17 protein-coding genes are annotated in these 18,101 nt (G+C 67.3%); 4 read left to right on the top strand and 13 right to left on the bottom strand.

Features of this window, described 5'->3' with window-relative positions; translation table 11 throughout:
• Positions 1-35: 35 nt before the first annotated feature.
• Entirely contained in the window at positions 36-788 is a 753-nt protein-coding gene (locus tag AC07Q9_RS22320) for a YoaK family protein (RefSeq protein ID WP_159273585.1), read from the top strand.
• Between the two features lie 9 nt (positions 789-797).
• On the opposite strand, the gene AC07Q9_RS22325 is transcribed toward AC07Q9_RS22320, so the two are convergent.
• The 11 genes from AC07Q9_RS22325 to AC07Q9_RS22375 all read right to left on the bottom strand — a co-directional run bounded on the left by AC07Q9_RS22325 (position 798) and on the right by AC07Q9_RS22375 (position 12,445).
• Complete coding sequence (locus AC07Q9_RS22325) at positions 798-1,571, bottom strand: 5'-methylthioadenosine/adenosylhomocysteine nucleosidase (protein ID WP_495311826.1); 774 nt, start codon at positions 1,569-1,571, stop codon at positions 798-800.
• Positions 1,572-1,574: 3 nt separating this feature from the next.
• On the bottom strand, positions 1,575-3,206 hold the full coding sequence (locus AC07Q9_RS22330; protein WP_489060062.1) for an ABC transporter substrate-binding protein: 1,632 nt from the start codon (positions 3,204-3,206) through the stop codon (positions 1,575-1,577).
• Positions 3,207-3,253: 47 nt separating this feature from the next.
• A complete protein-coding gene (locus AC07Q9_RS22335) occupies positions 3,254-4,276 on the bottom strand; it encodes a peptide ABC transporter ATP-binding protein (protein WP_495311827.1) in 1,023 nt (340 codons plus the stop codon).
• Positions 4,273-5,298: an ABC transporter ATP-binding protein gene (locus AC07Q9_RS22340; protein WP_495311828.1), complete on the bottom strand. Its 1,026-nt coding sequence runs from the start codon at positions 5,296-5,298 to the stop codon at positions 4,273-4,275. Before AC07Q9_RS22340 ends, AC07Q9_RS22335 begins: the two co-directional genes overlap by 4 nt.
• Before the next feature lie 17 nt (positions 5,299-5,315).
• Positions 5,316-6,221, bottom strand: a complete 906-nt coding sequence (locus tag AC07Q9_RS22345) for an ABC transporter permease subunit (protein ID WP_495311829.1) — start codon at positions 6,219-6,221, stop codon at positions 5,316-5,318.
• A gap of 4 nt (positions 6,222-6,225) precedes the next feature.
• A complete protein-coding gene (locus tag AC07Q9_RS22350; RefSeq protein ID WP_492682619.1) occupies positions 6,226-7,230 on the bottom strand; it encodes an ABC transporter permease subunit in 1,005 nt (334 codons plus the stop codon).
• 54 nt (positions 7,231-7,284) lie between these two features.
• The gene (locus AC07Q9_RS22355; RefSeq protein ID WP_495311830.1) at positions 7,285-8,964 is read right to left on the bottom strand and encodes a long-chain-fatty-acid--CoA ligase; all 1,680 of its coding nucleotides are present in this window, start codon (positions 8,962-8,964) and stop codon (positions 7,285-7,287) included.
• Between the two features lie 99 nt (positions 8,965-9,063).
• Positions 9,064-10,563, bottom strand: coding sequence for an NAD(P)(+) transhydrogenase (Re/Si-specific) subunit beta (locus AC07Q9_RS22360; protein WP_495311831.1), 1,500 nt, complete (start codon positions 10,561-10,563; stop codon positions 9,064-9,066).
• Positions 10,560-10,889 carry an NAD(P) transhydrogenase subunit alpha part 2 gene (locus AC07Q9_RS22365; RefSeq protein WP_062481510.1) on the bottom strand — a complete coding sequence of 110 codons (330 nt, stop codon included), beginning with the start codon at positions 10,887-10,889 and terminating at the stop codon, positions 10,560-10,562. Before AC07Q9_RS22365 ends, AC07Q9_RS22360 begins: the two co-directional genes overlap by 4 nt.
• A 43-nt stretch (positions 10,890-10,932) precedes the next feature.
• The gene (gene panD / locus AC07Q9_RS22370) at positions 10,933-11,295 is read right to left on the bottom strand and encodes an aspartate 1-decarboxylase (protein ID WP_489060073.1); all 363 of its coding nucleotides are present in this window, start codon (positions 11,293-11,295) and stop codon (positions 10,933-10,935) included.
• A gap of 19 nt (positions 11,296-11,314) precedes the next feature.
• Positions 11,315-12,445, bottom strand: a complete 1,131-nt coding sequence (locus AC07Q9_RS22375; protein ID WP_495311832.1) for a Re/Si-specific NAD(P)(+) transhydrogenase subunit alpha — start codon at positions 12,443-12,445, stop codon at positions 11,315-11,317.
• A 403-nt stretch (positions 12,446-12,848) separates the two neighbouring features.
• Here AC07Q9_RS22375 and AC07Q9_RS22380 point away from each other — a divergent pair, with 403 nt between their 5' ends.
• A complete protein-coding gene (locus AC07Q9_RS22380; RefSeq protein WP_489060077.1) occupies positions 12,849-13,562 on the top strand; it encodes a response regulator transcription factor in 714 nt (237 codons plus the stop codon).
• Positions 13,563-13,626: 64 nt separating this feature from the next.
• A complete protein-coding gene (locus tag AC07Q9_RS22385; protein ID WP_495311833.1) occupies positions 13,627-14,100 on the top strand; it encodes an NUDIX hydrolase in 474 nt (157 codons plus the stop codon).
• Positions 14,101-14,107: 7 nt separating this feature from the next.
• Here AC07Q9_RS22385 and mnmA read toward each other — a convergent pair whose 3' ends face one another.
• A complete protein-coding gene (mnmA, locus tag AC07Q9_RS22390; RefSeq protein ID WP_369630985.1) occupies positions 14,108-15,208 on the bottom strand; it encodes a tRNA 2-thiouridine(34) synthase MnmA in 1,101 nt (366 codons plus the stop codon).
• Positions 15,209-15,353: 145 nt separating this feature from the next.
• On the opposite strand from mnmA, the gene AC07Q9_RS22395 reads away from it, so the two are divergent.
• On the top strand, positions 15,354-17,072 hold the full coding sequence (locus tag AC07Q9_RS22395; RefSeq protein WP_495311834.1) for a long-chain-fatty-acid--CoA ligase: 1,719 nt from the start codon (positions 15,354-15,356) through the stop codon (positions 17,070-17,072).
• A gap of 3 nt (positions 17,073-17,075) precedes the next feature.
• Here the strand turns inward: AC07Q9_RS22395 and AC07Q9_RS22400 are convergent, their stop codons facing one another.
• Positions 17,076-18,068 (bottom strand): LLM class flavin-dependent oxidoreductase, encoded by a 993-nt coding sequence (locus tag AC07Q9_RS22400; protein WP_495311835.1) that lies wholly within the window; start codon positions 18,066-18,068, stop codon positions 17,076-17,078.
• Positions 18,069-18,101 lie beyond the last annotated feature (33 nt).

Here is an 18,101-nt window from a genome sequence, read left to right on the forward strand (position 1 = left end):
GTGGCTGCCGGCAGGCAGCTGACCTGGAGAGCCCCGTGCGCAGACTTCGTTTCCTCACCAACCGCCACCGCGCGCCGTCGACGAACACCGCGCTCGGACTGCTGCTGGCCTTCAACGCCGGCGCCATCAATGCGGGCGGCTTCCTCGTGCTGCACATGTACACCTCGCACATGACCGGCTTCGCCTCGCAGCTGGCGGACGGTATGGTGCTGGGCAACCTCACGCTGCTGCTGAACGCGCTGGGCGCGATCCTGGCGTTCGTGAGCGGTGCCGCGGTCTGCGCGGTGTTGGTGAATTGGGCGCGGCAGCACCGGCTGCATGGCGTGTATGCGCTGCCGCTGCTGCTGGAGGCCGCGCTGATGTTCCCGTTCGGGCTCGCCGGCGCCATCACGCTGACCTGGGCCACGCCGTTCGCGGTGCCGCTCACGGTGCTGCTGCTGTCGTTCATCATGGGCCTGCAGAACGCCGTGGCGTCGAAGACCTCGGGCGGCAGCACGCGCACCACCCACATGACCGGCAACATCACCGACGTGGGGATCGAGCTGGGCAAGATGCTCTACTGGAACCGGCGCGCACCGTCCACGCCGCTGCCGGTGCGCCACGACCGCAGCCGGCTGCGCCGCTGCGGCGGGCTGGTCGGCATGTTCGTGCTCGGTGGCGCCGTGGGCGCGCTGGGCTTCAAGCACGTGGGCTTCATTTGCGTCGTACCACTGGCCGCGCTGCTGCTGGCGCTGTCGATCCCGCCGCTGCTGCGCGACCTGCCGCAGCTGCGCCGGCTCGCGCCGTAGGCGGGTGCTTCAGGCCGCGTCGCGCGGCAGGGAGGCGAGCCAGGCGTCAACGAGCGCAAGGCTGTAGCGGCTCGCCACCTCGGCCACGAAGCGCGTGAAGTCGCCGTGCGCGGCATCGTCGGCGCGGTCCGAGATGGTCCGCAGCGCCGCGAAGGGCACGCCGTAGTCGTGGCAGGCCTGCGCCATCGCAGCGCCTTCCATCTCGACGGCGAGTGCGTCGGGCAGCGAACGCTGCAGGGCCCCGCACTCCGTGGTGGTCGACACGAAACGGTCGCCGCTGATCAGCAGACCGCGATGCACCTTCGGCGACCGCAGATGGAACTCATCGACCGCCTTCTGCCCCACCAGGCCCACCGGATCGCGCAGCGTGCCTTCGGCCACCGCTGCCAGCGCATCGCCGATGGCCGCATCGGCCGCGAAACGCGAACGCCCCATCAGCGGCACCTCGTACTTCGGAAAGATCGGCGAGGCGTCCATGTCGTGCTGCAGCAGCTCGGTCGCCACGACCACGTCGCCGACATTCACGCCCGGCGCCAGCCCGCCCGCCACGCCCGTGAACACGATCGCCCGCACGCCGAAGCGCTCGAGCAGCACCGTGGCCGTGACCGCCGCCGCGACCTTGCCGATGCGCGACAGCACTGCGACCACGGGCTGGCCCTGCAAGTGGCCGACCCAGAAGTCGCGGCCGGCCACGCGCACGCGCTGCTCGTCGGGCATGCGCGCGAGGAGCGCGCTCAGCTCCTCATGCATGGCCGCGACGATGGCGATGGGCGCAGCGGCCATGGTTTACTTGATATCCACGCCGTAGAAGGTGTGGCGGCCGAAAGGACTCAATTTGAAGTCGACGACTTCCTTGCGCACCGGCTTCAGCTGCACCGCGTGCGCGATGGTGAACCACGGCGCCTGCTCCTTGAAGATGACCTGTGCCTTCTTGTAGAGCGCGTCGCGCTCCGACTGCTTGGTCGCGCTCTTGGCCTTCACCACGAGGTCTTCATACGGCTGGTAGCAGAACTTCGAGATGTTGCTGCCGCTGGCCGACTTGGCCGAGGCACAGCCCAGCAGGGTGTACATGAAGTTGTCCGGGTCGCCGTTGTCGCCGGTCCAGCCCAGCATGCCCATCTGGTGCTCGCCGGCCTGCAGGCGCTTGCGGTACTCGCCCCATTCGAAACTCTTGATCTCGGCCTTGACGTTGATCTTGGCCAGGTCGGCCTGCATCAGTTCGGCGATGCGCTTGGCGTTCGGGTTGTACGGGCGCTGCACCGGCATGGCCCACAGGTCGGTGCTGAAGCCGTCGGGGAAGCCGGCCTGCGCCAGCAGCTTCTTGGCGGCCTCGGGGTCGTACGGGTCGTCCTTCACGGCATCGTTGTAGGACCACAGCGTGGGCGGAATCGGGTTCTTCGCGGCCACGCCGGTCGTGAGGTACACGCCGTCGATGATGGCCTTCTTGTTGATCGCCATGTTGATGGCCTTGCGCACGCGCACGTCGTCGAAGGGCTTCTTCGTCGTGTTGTACGAGAGGTAGCCCACGTTCAGGCCCGGCTGCTCCAGCACCTGCACGTTCGGGTCCTTGCGGATCGCATCGAGGTCGGCCGGGTTCGGGTACGGCATGACATGGCACTCGCCCTTTTGCAGCTTGGCCCAGCGCACCGAGGCATCGGGCGTGATGGCGAACACGAGGTCGTCGATCTTGGCCTTGCCGCCCCAGTACTGCGGGAAGGCCTTGAAGCGGATGATCGCGTCCTTCTGGTACTGCACGAGGTAGAACGGGCCGGTGCCGACCGGGTCCTGGTCGACCTTCTCGGGCGTGCCGGCCTTCAGCATGGCGATGGCGTATTCCTTCGACTGGATGCCGGCGTACTGCATCGCCAGGTTGGCCAGGAACGGCGCCTCGGCCTGGTTGAGCGTGATCTTCACCGTGTGGTCGTCGATGCGGTCCACCGACTTCAGCAGCTTGGGCATGCCCATGTCGTTGAAGTAGGAGTGGTTCTGGCTCGTGACCTTGAAGAAGGGGTCGCTCTCCTTCCACTGCCGCTCGAGCATGAAGATGAAGTCGTCGGCGTTGAAGTCGCGCGTGGGCTTGAAGCTCTTGCTCGTGGTGTGCCACTTCACGCCCTTGCGCAGGTGGAAGGTATACACGGTGCCATCGGCCGAGATGTCCCATTTTTCGGCCAGACCCGGCATGACCTTGGTGCCGCCGCGCTCGAACTCGACGATGGTGTTGTAGACCTGCGTGGTCACGTCGAACGACGTGCCGGTGGTGTTCATGCCCGGATAGAAATTTTCCGGGCTTCCTTCGGAGCAGTACACCAACGTCTTGGCTGACACGGCGCCGCAGGCCAGGGTAAGGGCCGTGAGCGCTGCCGGTGCCAGAAGCGCCAGCTTTTGTGAGCGGCGCGAAACGGAGGGCTGGGTCTTCATGGGGACTCCTCGAGACAGGGTTGAAAAAATCGCCACTCCACTCTTCTTCAGGAAGCGGCGAGCACGGGACCATCGGCGCGCACGGCCGGCGCGCCATCGAGAAACTGCTCGGCGTAGTGGCAGGCCACCAGCCGTTCGTCGAGCGCGCGCAGCGCGGGGCGCTCTTCGCGGCAGCGCGGCTGCACATGCGGGCAACGCGTGCTGAAGACGCAGCCCGAAGGCGGGTCCAGCGGCGACGGCAGCTCGCCCTTGAGCACGATGCGCTGGCTGCTCAGGCCCGGCGTCGAGGCCAGCAAGGCCTGCGTGTACGGATGCAATGGCCGCGCGAAGATGCGCGACTTCGGGCCCTGCTCCACCGCATGGCCGAGGTACATCACGAGCACGTCGTGCGCGATGTGGCGCACCACGCCGAGGTCGTGCGAGATGAAGAGGTAGGCCAGGCCCAGCTCGGCCTGCAGGTCGGCCAGCAGGTTCAGCACCTGCGCCTGGATCGACACGTCGAGCGCCGACACCGGCTCGTCGGCCACCAGCAGGCGCGGCGACAGCATGAGCGCGCGCGCGATGGCGATGCGCTGGCGCTGGCCGCCGGAGAACATGTGCGGGTAGCGGTTGGCGTACTCGGGACGCAAGCCGACGCGGGCCAGCATCTCGCGCGCTTTCTCGGCACGCTCCGGCTTGCTCAGCGTGGTGTTGATGGCCAGCGGGTCTTCGAGCACCGCCGAAATTTTCTTGCGCGGGTTGAGCGAGCCGTACGGGTTCTGGAACACCAGCTGCACCGCCTGGCGCAGTTCGCGCCTGCGTTCATGCGGCGGGCTCACGGCATCGGCGCCGATGAGCGTCAGCTGCCCGGCGGTGGGCTTCTCGATCAGCGCGACCATGCGCGCGAGCGTCGACTTGCCACAGCCCGATTCGCCCACCACCGCGAGCGTGCGCCCGCGTTCGAGGCGGAACGAGATGTCGCCCACGGCGCGCAGCTGCGCCGGCGCGCGGAACAGCCCGCGCCGCACGGCGTAGGTGCGCTGCAGGTTGCGCGCCTCGGCGACGATCTCCAGGGGCGCTGCGTCGCTCATGGCAGCGCCTCCGCGATGACAGCGCGCGGCGGGTCGTGCGCAATGGCGTCTGCGCGCCCCGGCTCGCCGAGCGGGAAGTGGCAGCGCACCTCGGCGCCCTGCCACGCACGCAGCGCCGGGCGCACCTGGCAGGCGCGCTCGGTGACGTAGCCGCAGCGCGGCGCGAACAGGCAGCCCGCGGGCCGGTCGTGCACGCCGGGCACCACGCCGCTGATGGTGGCGAGCCGGCCTTCGGGCGCGGCGCGCTCGGGCAGCGCCGCGAGCAGCGCCTCGGTGTAGGGATGCTGCGGCGATGCGAACAAACGGTCGACGCGCTGGTGCTCCATCACCTGCCCCGCGTACATCACGGCGATGCGCTGTGCCATCTCGCTGACCACGCCCATGTTGTGCGTGATGAGCACCAGCGCCATGCCGCGCTCCTTCTGCAGGTCGCGCAGCAGGTCGAGGATCTGCGCCTGGATGGTCACGTCGAGCGCGGTGGTCGGCTCGTCGGCGATCAGCAGGCGCGGGTTGCAGGCGATGGCCATCGCGATCATCACGCGTTGGTTCATGCCGCCCGAGAGCTGGTGCGGGTAGCTGCCCAGGCGCGACGACGCGGCGGGGATGCCGACCTGCTCGAGCAGCTCGGTGGCGCGTTTCTTCGCTTCGCGCTTGTCGAGCTTCAGGTGCAGGCGCAGCGTTTCCATCAGCTGGAAACCGATGGTGAAGCAGGGGTTGAGGCTGGTGGTCGGCTCCTGGAAGATCATCGCGACCTCCTTGCCGACCAGCGCTCGGCGGGCCTTGTCGGAGATGCCGAGCAGATCCTTGCCCGCAAAGCGCATGTGGTCCGCGCGCACGCGGCCCGGGAAGCCGACGAGGCCCATGAGTGCCATCATCGTGACGCTCTTGCCCGAGCCCGACTCGCCGACGATGCCGAGCACCTCGCCTTCTTCGAGCGTGAGGCTCACGCCGTCAACCGCATGCAGCACGCCGCCCTGTGTAGGGAATTCGACGTGCAAGTCCTTGATATCGAGCAAAGGCATCTGTTCTTTCCTTTGCGTCAGCGCTTGAGCTTCGGGTCGAGCGCATCGCGCAGCCCGTCGCCCAGCAGGTTGAAGGCCAGCACGGCCGCAAGGATGGCGAGCCCCGGGAAGGTCACGACCCACCACGCGCGCAGCACGAACTCGCGCGCATCGGCCAGCATCGTGCCCCACTCGGGCGACGGCGGCTGTGCACCCAGGCCCAGGAAACCGAGCGCGGCGGCGTCGAGGATGGCGGTCGAGATGCCCAGCGAGGCCTGCACGATCAGCGGCGCGGCGCAGTTGGGCAGCACCTCGCGGAACATGAGGCGCAAGGTGCCGGCGCCGCTCACGCGCGCGGCGGTCACATAGTCGCGCGACACTTCTGCGATGACGGCGGCGCGCGTGATGCGCACGTAGTGCGGCAGCACCACGATGGCCACCGCGAGCATCGCATTGACCAGCCCCGGCCCGAGGATGGCGACGATCACGATGGCGAGCAGCAGGCTCGGCAGCGTGAGCACGATGTCCATCAGCCGCATGATCGCGATCTCGAGCGCGCCGCGGAAAAAACCCGCAATGAGCCCGAGCACCACGCCCACCACCACCGACAGCGCCACCACCGCGACGCCGATCGACAGCGACAGCCGCGCGCCGTGCATGAGGCGCGACAGGATGTCGCGCCCGATGGCGTCGGTGCCGAGCAGGTAGCTGAACGAACCACCTTCCTGCCAGGCCGGCGGCTTCAGGAACGCGGCGCTGTTGGTTTCGTTCGGCGCGTGCGGTGCGATCCACGGCGCGAACAGCGCGACGAGCAGCAGCACCACGATGGTGACGAGGCCGATGACGGCGCCACGGTTGGCCGAGAAGGCGGTCCAGAACTCGCGCCAGGGACCGGGTGGGGCCGAGGCCTTGGCGCCTGCGGGCACGGTGTGTGTCGTTGCCATGGGGTCAGCGCCGGATGCGCGGGTTGATGACGCCATACGCCACGTCGACCAGCAGGTTCACCAGCATCACGATGCCGCCCAGCAGCAGCATGCCGCCCTGCAGCACCGGGTAGTCGCGCCGGCCGATGGCCTCGATGAGCCACTTGCCGACGCCGGGCCAGGAGAAGATGGTCTCGGTCAGGATCGCGCCGGTGAAGAGCACGCCGACCTGCAGGCCGATCACCGTGACGACCGGGATCAGCGCGTTGCGCAGCGCATGCAGGCCCACCACGCGAAAACGCGACAGGCCCTTGGCGCGCGCGGTGCGGATGTAGTCCTCGCCCAGCACCTCGAGCATGGCCGAGCGCGTCATGCGCGCAATGACGGCCAGCGGCACGGTGCCCAGCACGATGGCCGGAAGAATGAGGTGGTGCAGCGCCGACCAGAAAGCCTCGGTCTCGCCGGCGCGCAGCGCGTCGATCAACAGGAAGCCGGTCTGTGGCTCGACGAAGTACTGCACCGAGATGCGGCCCGACACCGGCGTCCAGCCCAGCTGCACCGAGAAGAACAGGATCAGCAGCAGGCCCCACCAGAAGATCGGCATCGAGTAGCCGGTGAGCGACGTGGCCATCACGCCGTGATCGAAGATGGAGTTGCGCCGCACCGCCGCGAGGATGCCGGCCGGCAGCCCGAGCAGCAGCGCGAAAAGAATCGCACACACGCCGAGTTCGACAGTGGCCGGAAAGAGCGCGAGGAACTCGCTCATCACGGTGTCCTGCGTGATGAGCGACTTGCCCAGGTCGCCGTGCAGCACGCGGCCGATGTAGATGCCGTATTGCACGAGCAGGGGCTTGTCCAGGCCCATGGCGGTGCGCAGCTCGGCGTGGCGCGCGGGGTCGATCCCGCGCTCGCCGGCCATCGTCTCGATGGGATCACCCGGCACCAGCCGGATGAGAAAGAAGGCCAGCAGCGTCATGCCGATGAAAGTCGGCACGAGCAAACCTAAACGAACGTAAATGAATCTGAGCATCGACCCGCGAATATGCAAGATCGATGCCCCGGCCCCACCCGGGCGGAACCCTTACTACTTCTTGCTATCCCGCAGTTCGCGCCGCAGGATCTTGCCCACCGGGGTCTTGGGCATGTCGGTACGGAACTCGATCACGCGCGGCTGCTTGTAGCCCGTGAGGTTGGCGCGGCAGTACTCGCGCACCTGCGCTTCGGTGAGTGCCGGGTCCTTCTTGACGATGACGAGCTTGACGGCCTCGCCGGTCTTCTCGTCGGGCACGCCCACCGCGGCGCATTCGAGCACGCCGGGCAGCATCGCCACCACGTCCTCGATCTCGTTCGGGTACACGTTGAAGCCCGACACCAGGATCATGTCCTTCTTGCGGTCGACCACCTTGAAGTAGCCGCGCTCGTCGACCACGCCGATGTCGCCGCTCTTGAAGTAGCCGTCGGGCGTCATGACCTTGGCGGTCTCGTCGGGGCGCTGCCAGTAGCCGGCCATGACCTGCGGACCCTTGATGGCGATCTCGCCGCGCTCGCCGGTGGGCACTTCGTTGCCGTCGTCGTCGAGCAGCTTGAGCCAGGTGCTCGGCAGCGGCAGGCCGATGGTGCCGGTGTAGGCCGTGCTATTGGTCGGGTTGCAGGTGGTCGAGGGCGAGGTTTCCGAGAGGCCGTAGCCTTCGCAGATGGGGCAGCCGGTCTTCTCGAGCCAGAGCTTGGCCACCGCGGCCTGCACCGCCATGCCGCCGCCGACCGAGACCTTCAGGTTCTTCCAGTTGACGGTGTTGAAGTCGGGGTGGTTCGCCAGCCCGTTGAACAGCGTGTTGACGGCCGGGAAGCTGTGGATGGTGTGCTTGGACAGTTCCTTGAGCACGCCCGGAATGTCGCGCGGGTTCGGGATCAGGATCAGCTTGCCGCCCGTGCGCATGCTCAGCATCATGCCGACCGTGAACGCGAAGATGTGATACAGCGGCAGCGCGCACACGCTGGTGGGCTGCTCGTTGGCCGGCACCTTGGCCATGACGGGCTCGTTCCAGGCTTCGGACTGCAGCACGTTGGCGATCACGTTGCGATGCAGCAGCACCGCGCCCTTGGACACGCCGGTGGTGCCGCCGGTGTACTGCAGCACGGCCACGTCGTCGGGACCGGTGGCCACGGGCTTGAGCTTGCCGCTCGCGCCCTTGTCGAGCGCGTCGTTGAAGCGCACGGCGCCCGGCAGGCTGAAGTGCGGCACCAGCTTCTTGACGTTGCGCACCACGTAGTTGACCAGCGCGCCCTTCAGGAAGCCGAGCCGGTCGCCCATGGAGGCCAGCACGACGTGCTTGATCGGCGTGGCCGCGATGCACTGCTGCAGCGTGGTGCCGAAGTTCTCCATGATGATGATCGCCTTGGCGCCCGAGTCCTTGAGCTGGTGCTCGAGTTCGCGCGGCGTGTACAGCGGGTTCACGTTCACCAGGATCAGGCCGGCGCGCAGGATGGCCGCCACCGCGATCGGGTACTGCGGGCAGTTGGGCATCATCGCGGCGACACGGTCGCCCTTCACGAGGCCCAGCCCCTGCAGGTAGGCCGCGAAGGCCTTGCTGAGCTTGTCGGTCTCGCCGTAGCTCACGTCCTTGCCCATGAAGCTGTAGGCCGTGCGGTCGGCGTACTTGGTGAAGCTCTCCTCCATGAGCGCCACCAGCGACGGGTACTGCGAAGCGTCGATGTCGGCGGGCACGCCTTGCGGGTAGCTGCTGAGCCAGGGGCGTTCGGTCATGGATGTGTCTCCTCGGAGTCGGATGAGTTTTTAAAACGAAAACGGCGCACGTGAGGCGCCGCGACGATCAGGCCCGCATCGCGGGCACGGACCTTCGGCCTATTCGATGGCCTTGCCCATATCTTCCACTACTTTTTTCGCATCGCCAAAGACCATCATGGTCTTGTCCATGTAGAAGAGCTCGTTGTCCAGGCCGGCATAACCCGCGGCCATGGAGCGCTTGTTCACGATGACGGTCTTGGCCTTGTAGGCCTCCAGGATCGGCATGCCGTAGATCGGCGTGCCCTTGGTGAGCGCGGCCGGGTTCACCACGTCGTTGGCACCCAGGATGATCGCCACGTCGGCCTGCGCGAACTCGCCATTGATGTCTTCCATCTCGAACACCTGGTCGTAGGGCACCTCGGCCTCGGCCAGCAGCACGTTCATGTGGCCCGGCATGCGGCCGGCCACGGGGTGAATGGCGTACTTCACCTTGACGCCCTTGTGCGTGAGCTTCTCGGCCAGTTCGTTCACGGCGTGCTGGGCGCGGGCCACCGCCAGGCCGTAGCCCGGCACGATGATCACCGTCTCGGCGTTGGACAGCATGTAGGCCGCGTCGTCGGCGCTGCCGCTCTTCACGGGGCGCTGTTCCTTCGCGCCGTCGGTGGCCGCAGCCGCCTCGCCGCCGAAGCCGCCCAGGATCACGTTGAAGAACGAGCGGTTCATGGCCTTGCACATGATGTAGCTCAGGATCGCGCCCGACGAGCCCACCAGCGAACCGGCCACGATCAGCATCGCGTTGTTCAGGCTGAAGCCGATGCCGGCCGCCGCCCAGCCCGAGTAGCTGTTGAGCATCGACACCACCACCGGCATGTCGGCGCCGCCGATCGGGATGATGATGAGCACGCCCATCACGAAGGCCAGCGCCAGCATCGCGAAGAACGCCGGCCAGCTTTCGGTGGCCACGAACACCAGGCCCAGGGCGATGGTCGCCAGGCCCAGCACCAGGTTCAGCATGTGCTGGCCCGAGAACTGCACCGGCGCGCCCTGGAACAGACGGAACTTGTACTTGCCCGAGAGCTTGCCGAAGGCGATGACCGAGCCGCTGAAGGTGATGGCGCCGATGGCCGCCCCCAGGAACAGCTCGAGTCGGTTGCCGTACGGAATGGCGTAGCGCACGAAGCCTTCGAAGAGCACCGCGCCGTCGGGCGTGCGCGCACCGACGACCGCCGCCACGGGCGCGGCGGTGATGCCGAAGGCCCAGGGCTCGGCCACCGCGGCCACGCCGATGAACACCGCGGCCAGGCCGATCATGCTGTGCATGAAGGCGACCAGCTCGGGCATCTTGGTCATCTCGACCTTGTTGGCCATGAAGGCGCCCAGGCCGCCACCGACCACGACGGCGGCCAGCACCCAAGCGATGCCGGTGGTGAAGTCGACGTTGAGGGCGCGCGCCTGCGCGTGGACCAGCGCGATGGTGGTCAGCACAGCGATCGCCATGCCGGTCATGCCGAAGACGTTGCCGCGGATCGAGGTGGTGGGATGCGAGAGGCCCTTCAGGGCCTGGATGAAGCAGACGCTGGCAACGAGGTACAGCAGCGTGACGAGGTTCATGCTCACTTGGCGGCTCCCTCTGCAGCCTTGGGGGCGGCCTTCTTGTCTTTCTTCTTGAACATCTCGAGCATCCGGCGCGTGACCAGGAAGCCGCCGAAGACGTTCACCGCGGCCAGCGCCACGGCGAGCACGCCCATGGTCTTGCCCAGCGGGGTGGTGGTGAGCGCGGCGGCCAGCATGGCGCCCACGATCACGATGGCCGAGATGGCGTTGGTCACGGCCATGAGCGGCGTGTGCAGCGCGGGCGTGACGGTCCAGACCACGTGGTAGCCGACGTAGATGGCCAGCACGAAGATGGTCAGGTTGATGACGGTGTGCGAAACGATTTCCATGGTGTTGTGTTCTCCTCGTTCGGTCTCTGGGTCCAGGGCTCTGTCAGAGCTTCTTGACTTCCTTGATGCGGTTGGCATCGCCAAGCAGCACCACCTTCGGCTTGTAGTCGGCGGCTTCGGCCTCGGTCATGGGGGCGTAGGTGCAGATGATGAGCAGGTCGCCCACATGCGCCTTGCGCGCCGCCGCGCCGTTGAGCGAGATGGCGCCCGAACCGCGCGCCGCCTTGATGATGTAGGTCGAGAAGCGCTCGCCGTTGTTGACGTTGTACAGCTCGATCTTTTCGTACTCGCGCATGTCGGCCGCGTCGAGCAGATCCTCGTCGATGCCGCACGAGCCTTCGTAGTGCAGGTCGGCTTCGGTCACGGTGGCGCGATGCAGCTTCGCGCGGAGCATGGTGCGGTTCATGGAAGGCAGCCTGCTCTTCTTACTTGCGCGTGACCTGGCCGTCCTGCGTGACGCGGCAGGCGGCGACGATGTCGTCCTCGAGGTCGATCTTCAGCGCGCCTTCCTTCGTGACGACGAGCTTGAGGAAGTCGAGCACGTTGCGCGCATAGAGCGCCGACGCGTCGGCCGCCACCAGCGCCGCGAGGTTGGTTTCGCCGACGATGGTCACGCCATGCTTGACCACGGTCTTGTCGGCCTCCGACAGCGGGCAGTTGCCGCCCACGCCGTCGGCACCCTTGCCGGCCGCGATATCGACGATGACCGAGCCCGCCTTCATCGACTTGACCATGTCCTCGGTGATGAGGGTGGGCGCGGCGCGGCCCGGAATGAGCGCGGTGCTGATGACCACGTCGGCCAGCGCCACGCGCTTGGCGACCTCGATCTGCTGGCGCGCGAGCCAGCTCGGGGGCATCGGCTTGGCGTAGCCGCCGACACCGACCGCGGCCTCTTTCTCTTCATCGGTGTCGTAGGACACCTCGATGAACTTGCCGCCCAGCGACTCGATCTGTTCCTTGACGCTCGGACGCACGTCCGAGGCCTCGATCACGGCGCCCAGGCGCTTGGCCGTGGCGATGGCCTGCAGGCCGGCCACGCCGACGCCCAGGATGACGACGCGCGCGGCCTTCACGGTGCCCGCGGCGGTCATGAGCATGGGGAAGAAGCGCTGGTACCTGTCCGCCGCGATCATCACGGCCTTGTAGCCGGCGATGTTGGCCTGTGAGCTGAGTACGTCCATGCTCTGGGCGCGCGTGGTGCGCGGCGCGGCTTCGAGCGCGAAGCCCGTGACGCCCGCGGCGGCCAGGCGCTGCAGGCCGGCCGCGTCGAAAGGATTGAGCATGCCGATGACGACCGCGCCGGCCTTCAACTGCGCCGCCTCGGCGTCGCTGGGCGTGCGCACCTTGAGCACCATGTCGGCGGACAACGCCCCGGCCGCATCAGTGATCTCGGCGCCTGCCGTCTGGTACGCCGCGTCGGTGACGCTGGCTGCAATGCCGGCACCAGCCTGCACACGCACGGTATGCCCGGAGGCCACCAGTTTCTTCACCGTTTCGGGTGTAACGGCCACTCGGGTTTCGCCAGCCGCTGTCTCGGCAGGCACGCCTATCAACATAGAGTTCTCCTCAGGGGGAAGGGGCAGCACGGATTGCGGGCAGAGCTTACAGCAAGATTACAAGCGTTCACTGTCGCCAAGATGCTGCATGCACATTGCCTTCCAGCGCCCATCCGCATTGATTCTTTCGCTATTCAATTGATAGCAAACTGCACGTCGATGCGATTCCCCAGGGCGCACGGACGCCATGGGTTGAAACCCTCATGCCACCCGAACGAGCCGCAGGATCGAAATGCAATCAATTGAGTTCAATTGCCATCAATTAGCGATTGAATCACATGGATCAAATCAATTTAAGTGAATTAATGGCAATTCGCATCAAAAATCCCTGACGCAGATAGATACACTTCGATTCATATTGCGGACACATAGAGGTCCGCACAGGGCGGAACAAGGGAATGGAATGCGAATCGCAGTACTCGACACTGAGCCGGACCAACTTCAGTTGATCCACCAAACCATGGCGAGCCTCGGCCACGAGTGCCATACCTACGGCGGCGGCAAGGCGTTGCTCCATGCCATGCGCCGAGAGACCTTCGACCTGCTGGTGCTGGACTGGCGCCTGCCAGACATGAAGGGGCCCGACGTGGTCCGCACGATCCGCCAGGACTACAAGAGCCGCATGCCGATCCTGTTCGTGACCGAACACCACGACGACAGCGACATGGTCGAAGGCCTCAACGTCGGCGCCGACGACTTCATGGCCAAGCCGCTGCGTCCGATCGAGTTCGAGGCCCGCATCAACGCCCTGCTGCGTCGCTCCTACCCCGCGCGGCACGAGCCCGAGCTGGTGTTCGGCCCGTACCACTTCTTTCCGCCCTCGCGCACCATCCGGGTCCACGGCAAGCTGGTCGAGCTGAAGAACCGCGAATACGAACTCGCGCTCTTCCTGTTCCAGAACCTGGGGCGCCTGCTCTCGCGCGAGCACCTGCACGAGGCGGTCTGGGGGCTGGGGGTCGAGGCGCTGTCGCGTTCGCTCGACACCCACGTGTCGCGCCTGCGCACCAAGCTCGAGCTGCGCCCGTCGAACGGTTTCCTGCTGCTGGCGGTCTACGGCCTCGGCTACCGGCTGGAAACCATCGAAGTGGACACGCGGGCAGTCACGCCGCTGCGCTGAAGCGCCCTGGCCGCGGCGCCTGTCGTGCAACGATCGGCTGTTAGCCGATAGACTCGCGCCCACGATGCCCACACGCTGGAAACCCAATGTCACCGTGGCCGCGGTGATCGAGCAAGACGGCCGCTTCCTGCTCGTCGAAGAGCAGACCGACGACGGCCTGAAGCTCAACAACCCCGCCGGCCACCTCGACCCCGGCGAGTCGCCCGAGGACGGCTGCATCCGCGAGACGCTCGAGGAAACGGCCCACGCCTTCGCGCCGACCGCGCTGCTCGGCGTGTACATGGCGCGCTCGGCCGAGCAGCCCGACGTGACCTACATGCGCTTTGCCTTCACCGGCGAACTGGGCGCGCGCGAAGAAGGCCGTGCGCTCGACGAGGGCATCGTGCGCACGCTCTGGATGACCGTGGACGAGATCCGCGCCAGCGTGGCGCGCCATCGCAGCCCGCTGCTGCTGCGCTGCATCGAGGACTACCTCGCCGGCAAGCGCCACCCGCTCTCGCTGATCCACACCGAAGACGGCGTGCGGCAGCCCCGCTAGAGCCTGTTCAGACGATGACGCCGCCCCCGAGGCAGCGCTCGCCGTCGTACAGCACGGCCGACTGCCCCGGCGTGACCGCCCATTGCGGCGCACCGAAGCGCAGGCTGAAGGCACCGTTGGCGCCCTCGGCCATCTCGCAGGCCGCATCGGCCTGCCGGTAGCGCGCCTTCGAACCGTAGGCGCCCGCGCCGGGCGCCTCGCCGGCAACCCAGCTCGCGTCGTCCGCCTTCAGTTCGGACGACAGCAGCCACGGATGGTCGTGCCCCTGCACCACCCACAGCGTGTTCTTCTCGACGTCCTTGCGCGCGACGAACCAGGGCGAATGGTCGCCCGCGCCGCGCTGTGCGCCCTTTTCCTTCACACCGCCGATGCCCAGCCCCTGGCGCTGGCCCAGCGTGTAGAAGCTCAGGCCCTGGTGCTCGCCGAGCTTGCGGCCGCGGTCGTCCTTGATCGGGCCCGGCTCCTTGGAGATGTAGCGGTTCAGGAAGTCGCGGAATGGCCGCTCGCCGATGAAGCAGATGCCGGTCGAGTCCTTCTTCTTCGCGTTGGGCAGGCCGATCTCTTCCGCGATGCGGCGCACCTCGGTCTTGTGCAGCTCGCCGACCGGGAACAGCGTCTTCGACAGCTGCGCCTGGTTCAGGCGGTGCAGGAAGTAGCTCTGGTCCTTCGAGTTGTCGAGCCCCTTGAGCAGCTCGTGCCGGCCCGTGGCCTCGTTCAGGCGCACGCGCGCGTAGTGGCCGGTGGCGATCTTCTCGGCGCCCAGCCGCATGGCGTGGTCGAGAAAGGCCTTGAACTTGATCTCGGCGTTGCACAGCACGTCGGGGTTGGGCGTACGGCCGGCCTTGTACTCGCGCAGGAACTCGGCGAACACGCGGTCCTTGTAGTCGGCGGCGAAGTTGACGTGCTCGATCTCGATGCCCAGTACGTCGGCCACGCTGGCGGCGTCAATGAAGTCGATGTTCGACGAGCAGTACTCGCTGTCGTCGTCGTCTTCCCAGTTCTTCATGAAGATGCCGACCACCTCGTGCCCCTGCTGCTTGAGCAGGTGCGCGGTGACCGCGGAGTCCACCCCGCCGCTCAGCCCGACCACGATCCGTTGTTTTGCCATAAGCCCGCCATTGTCCCAGCCCGGCGACAGGGGCATCCGGCGTGTGGGAAATCGGGAAAACCCGTGTCGCCGGCTTGTCAGCCGCCACTCCACGATGCGAAAGGCCGGCGCTACAGTGCCCCGAAACACAGCGGAGACAACACGCATGGCGACCCCTTCCCTCTCTGGCGACCCCACCCCCTGGACGCGCAACTACCCGCCCGGCATGCGCTGGGACGCCGACCTGCCGGTCAAGCCGGTGCAGCAGATGCTCGACGAAGCGGTCGCGCGCTGGCCCGGCCACTCGGCCGTGGAGTTCATGGGCCAGGTCCTCACCTACGCCCAGCTCGGCGCAGCGGTCGACCGCGCCGCCAAGGGCCTGCAGGACCTGGGCGTGAAGCCGGGCGTGCATGTCGGCCTGTACCTGCCGAACACGCCGCACTACCCGATCGCCTTCTTCGCCGTGCTCAAGGCCGGCGGCACGGTGGTGAACTACTCGCCGCTGGACGCCGAGCGCGTGCTGGCCCACAAGATCGAGGACAGCCGCACCGACATCCTCGTCACGCTCGATCTCGTGAACCTCTATCCGCTGATGGCGCGCCTGCTCGACAGCTCGCGCCTGAAGACGCTGGTGGTCGGCAGCCTCGGCGACTACGGCGCGGCGGGCGACAAGGTGCAGGCGCAGCTGCAGGCCGCCGGCCAGATCGCACCGGTGCCCACCGACGACCGGCACGTGCGCTTCACCGATCTGCTCAAGAGCGAAGGCACGCACCAGACCTACCCGCTGGGCGACCTGACCGAAGAGATCGTCGTGCTGCAGTACACCGGCGGCACCACCGGCCTGCCCAAAGGCGCGATGCTCACGCACGCCAACCTCACGTCGGCCTCGGCGCAGTACTACGAATCGACGCGCGGCGAGCCGCCGATCCTCGACGAGGGCAAGGAGCGCTTCCTGGTCGTGCTGCCGCTGTTCCACATCTTCGCGCTCAGCGCCGCGATGCTGCTGGGCGTGCGCCTGGGCGCGGCGCTGGTGCTGCACACGCGCTTCGATGTCGACGCGGTGATGAACGAACTCGCGGCCAGCAAGATCAGCGTGTTCCCCGGCGTGCCGACCATGTACACCGCCATCCTTGCGCACCCCAAGGCGAAAGAGATGGACCTGCGCTCGCTGAAGTTCTGCGGCTCGGGCGGCGCGCCGCTGCCGGTGGAGGTGGAGCAGCGCTTCTTCGAACTCACCGGCTGCCACCTCAACGAAGGCTGGGGCATGACCGAGACCTCGCCCGTGGGCACCTTCACGCCCGCGCGCGGCGTGCGCAAGGCCGGCTCGTGCGGCATGCCGCTGCCGCGCGTGCGCATCAAGCTCGTGAGCCTGGACGACCCGACGAAGGACGTGACCGCGTTCGGCGAGCCCGGCGAGCTGTGCGTGCAGGGCCCGAACGTCATGAAGGGCTACTGGAACAACCCGAAGGCCACCGCCGAGTCGATGACGGCCGACGGCTACTTCCGCAGCGGCGACGTCGCGAAGATGGACGCCGACGGCTACCTGTACATCGTCGACCGCACCAAGGACATGCTGCTGTGCGGCGGCTACAACGTGTACCCGCGCGTGCTCGAGGAGGCGGTGTACGAACACCCGTCGGTGGCCGAGGTCTGCGTGATCGGCGTGCCCGACGCGTACCGCGGCCAGTCGCCCAAGGCCTTCGTGAAACTGAAGGACGGCGCGGACGACCTCACGCTCGACGCGCTCAAGGCCTTCCTGAAAAACCGCCTGGGCAAGCACGAGATGATCGGCGCGCTCGAGATCCGCGCCGAGCTGCCCAAGACCGCCGTGGGCAAGCTCTCGAAGAAAGACCTCGTGGACGAGGAAGCCCGCAAGCGGGCCTAGGCTTTACGACTTCTTCTGACCGAAGGCCTCGGCGAGCAGCTCGTAGGAGCGCAGCCGGGCGGCGTGGTCGAACACCTGCGAGGTGATCATGAGTTCGTCGGCGCCGGTGCGCGCCACGAACGCTTCCACGCCCTGCTTCACGGTCTCGACCGAACCCACCGCCGAGCACGACAGCACCGAATCGAGCAACGCGTTCTCGGCCGGCCCGACCTTCTGGCGGTAGTTCTCCACCGGCGGCGGCAGGCGACCCGGACGGCCGCTGCGCAGGTTCACGAAGGCCTGCTGCCACGAGGTGGCGCGGAACTCGGCCTCGGCGTCGGTGTCGGCCGCGAACACGTTGAAGCCCAGCATCACGTACGGTTTCTTCAGCTGCGCCGAGGGCTTGAAGGTCTCGCGGTAGATCTGGATGGCCTGCATGATCTGCTGCGGCGCGAAGTGCGAGGCAAAGGCATACGGCAGGCCCAGGTGCGCCGCCAGCTGCGCGCCGAAGGTGCTCGAGCCGAGGATCCACACCGGCACCTCGAGCCCCGCGCCGGGCACGGCGCGCACGGCCTGCTGCGGGTTCTTCGACATGAAGTCCATGAGCTCCATCACGTCCTGCGGAAACTGGTCGGCGTCCGACTCCAGGTTGCGCCGCAGGGCGCGCGCGGTGCGCTGGTCGGAGCCGGGCGCGCGGCCCAGGCCGAGGTCGACGCGCCCCGGGTACAGCGACTCCAGCGTGCCGAACTGCTCGGCGATCACCAGCGGCGAGTGGTTGGGCAGCATCACGCCGCCGGCGCCGATGCGGATGGTGGAAGTGCCCGCGCCCACGTGCGACAGCAGCACGGCCGTGGCCGCGCTCGCGATGCCCGGCATGCCGTGGTGCTCGGCCAGCCAGTAGCGCGTGTAGCCCAGCTTCTCGCCGTGCTGCGCCAGCGACAGCGAGTTACGGAACGACTGCGCGGCATCGCTGCCTTCGGTGATCGGGGAAAGGTCGAGAATCGAAAGCGGAATCATGGCGCGATCATGGCGCGAACCGCCCGATGCCGT

This window comes from Variovorax sp. GW821-FHT09A10, from assembly GCF_059418385.1.

Bases quoted from the DNA above. Each gene is read 5' to 3' on its own strand.
- AC07Q9_RS22325 (WP_495311826.1), bottom strand. From the start codon at position 1,571: ATGGCCGCTGCGCCCATCGCCATCGTCGCGGCCATGCATGAGGAGCTG.
- AC07Q9_RS22330 (WP_489060062.1), bottom strand. From the start codon at position 3,206: ATGAAGACCCAGCCCTCCGTTTCGCGCCGCTCACAAAAGCTGGCGCTT.
- AC07Q9_RS22335 (WP_495311827.1), bottom strand. From the start codon at position 4,276: ATGAGCGACGCAGCGCCCCTGGAGATCGTCGCCGAGGCGCGCAACCTG.
- AC07Q9_RS22340 (WP_495311828.1), bottom strand. From the start codon at position 5,298: ATGCCTTTGCTCGATATCAAGGACTTGCACGTCGAATTCCCTACACAG.
- AC07Q9_RS22345 (WP_495311829.1), bottom strand. From the start codon at position 6,221: ATGGCAACGACACACACCGTGCCCGCAGGCGCCAAGGCCTCGGCCCCA.
- AC07Q9_RS22350 (WP_492682619.1), bottom strand. From the start codon at position 7,230: ATGCTCAGATTCATTTACGTTCGTTTAGGTTTGCTCGTGCCGACTTTC.
- AC07Q9_RS22355 (WP_495311830.1), bottom strand. From the start codon at position 8,964: ATGACCGAACGCCCCTGGCTCAGCAGCTACCCGCAAGGCGTGCCCGCC.
- AC07Q9_RS22365 (WP_062481510.1), bottom strand. From the start codon at position 10,889: ATGGAAATCGTTTCGCACACCGTCATCAACCTGACCATCTTCGTGCTG.
- panD (WP_489060073.1), bottom strand. From the start codon at position 11,295: ATGAACCGCACCATGCTCCGCGCGAAGCTGCATCGCGCCACCGTGACC.
- AC07Q9_RS22375 (WP_495311832.1), bottom strand. From the start codon at position 12,445: ATGTTGATAGGCGTGCCTGCCGAGACAGCGGCTGGCGAAACCCGAGTG.
- AC07Q9_RS22380 (WP_489060077.1), top strand. From the start codon at position 12,849: ATGCGAATCGCAGTACTCGACACTGAGCCGGACCAACTTCAGTTGATC.
- AC07Q9_RS22385 (WP_495311833.1), top strand. From the start codon at position 13,627: ATGCCCACACGCTGGAAACCCAATGTCACCGTGGCCGCGGTGATCGAG.
- mnmA (WP_369630985.1), bottom strand. From the start codon at position 15,208: ATGGCAAAACAACGGATCGTGGTCGGGCTGAGCGGCGGGGTGGACTCC.
- AC07Q9_RS22395 (WP_495311834.1), top strand. From the start codon at position 15,354: ATGGCGACCCCTTCCCTCTCTGGCGACCCCACCCCCTGGACGCGCAAC.
- AC07Q9_RS22400 (WP_495311835.1), bottom strand. From the start codon at position 18,068: ATGATTCCGCTTTCGATTCTCGACCTTTCCCCGATCACCGAAGGCAGC.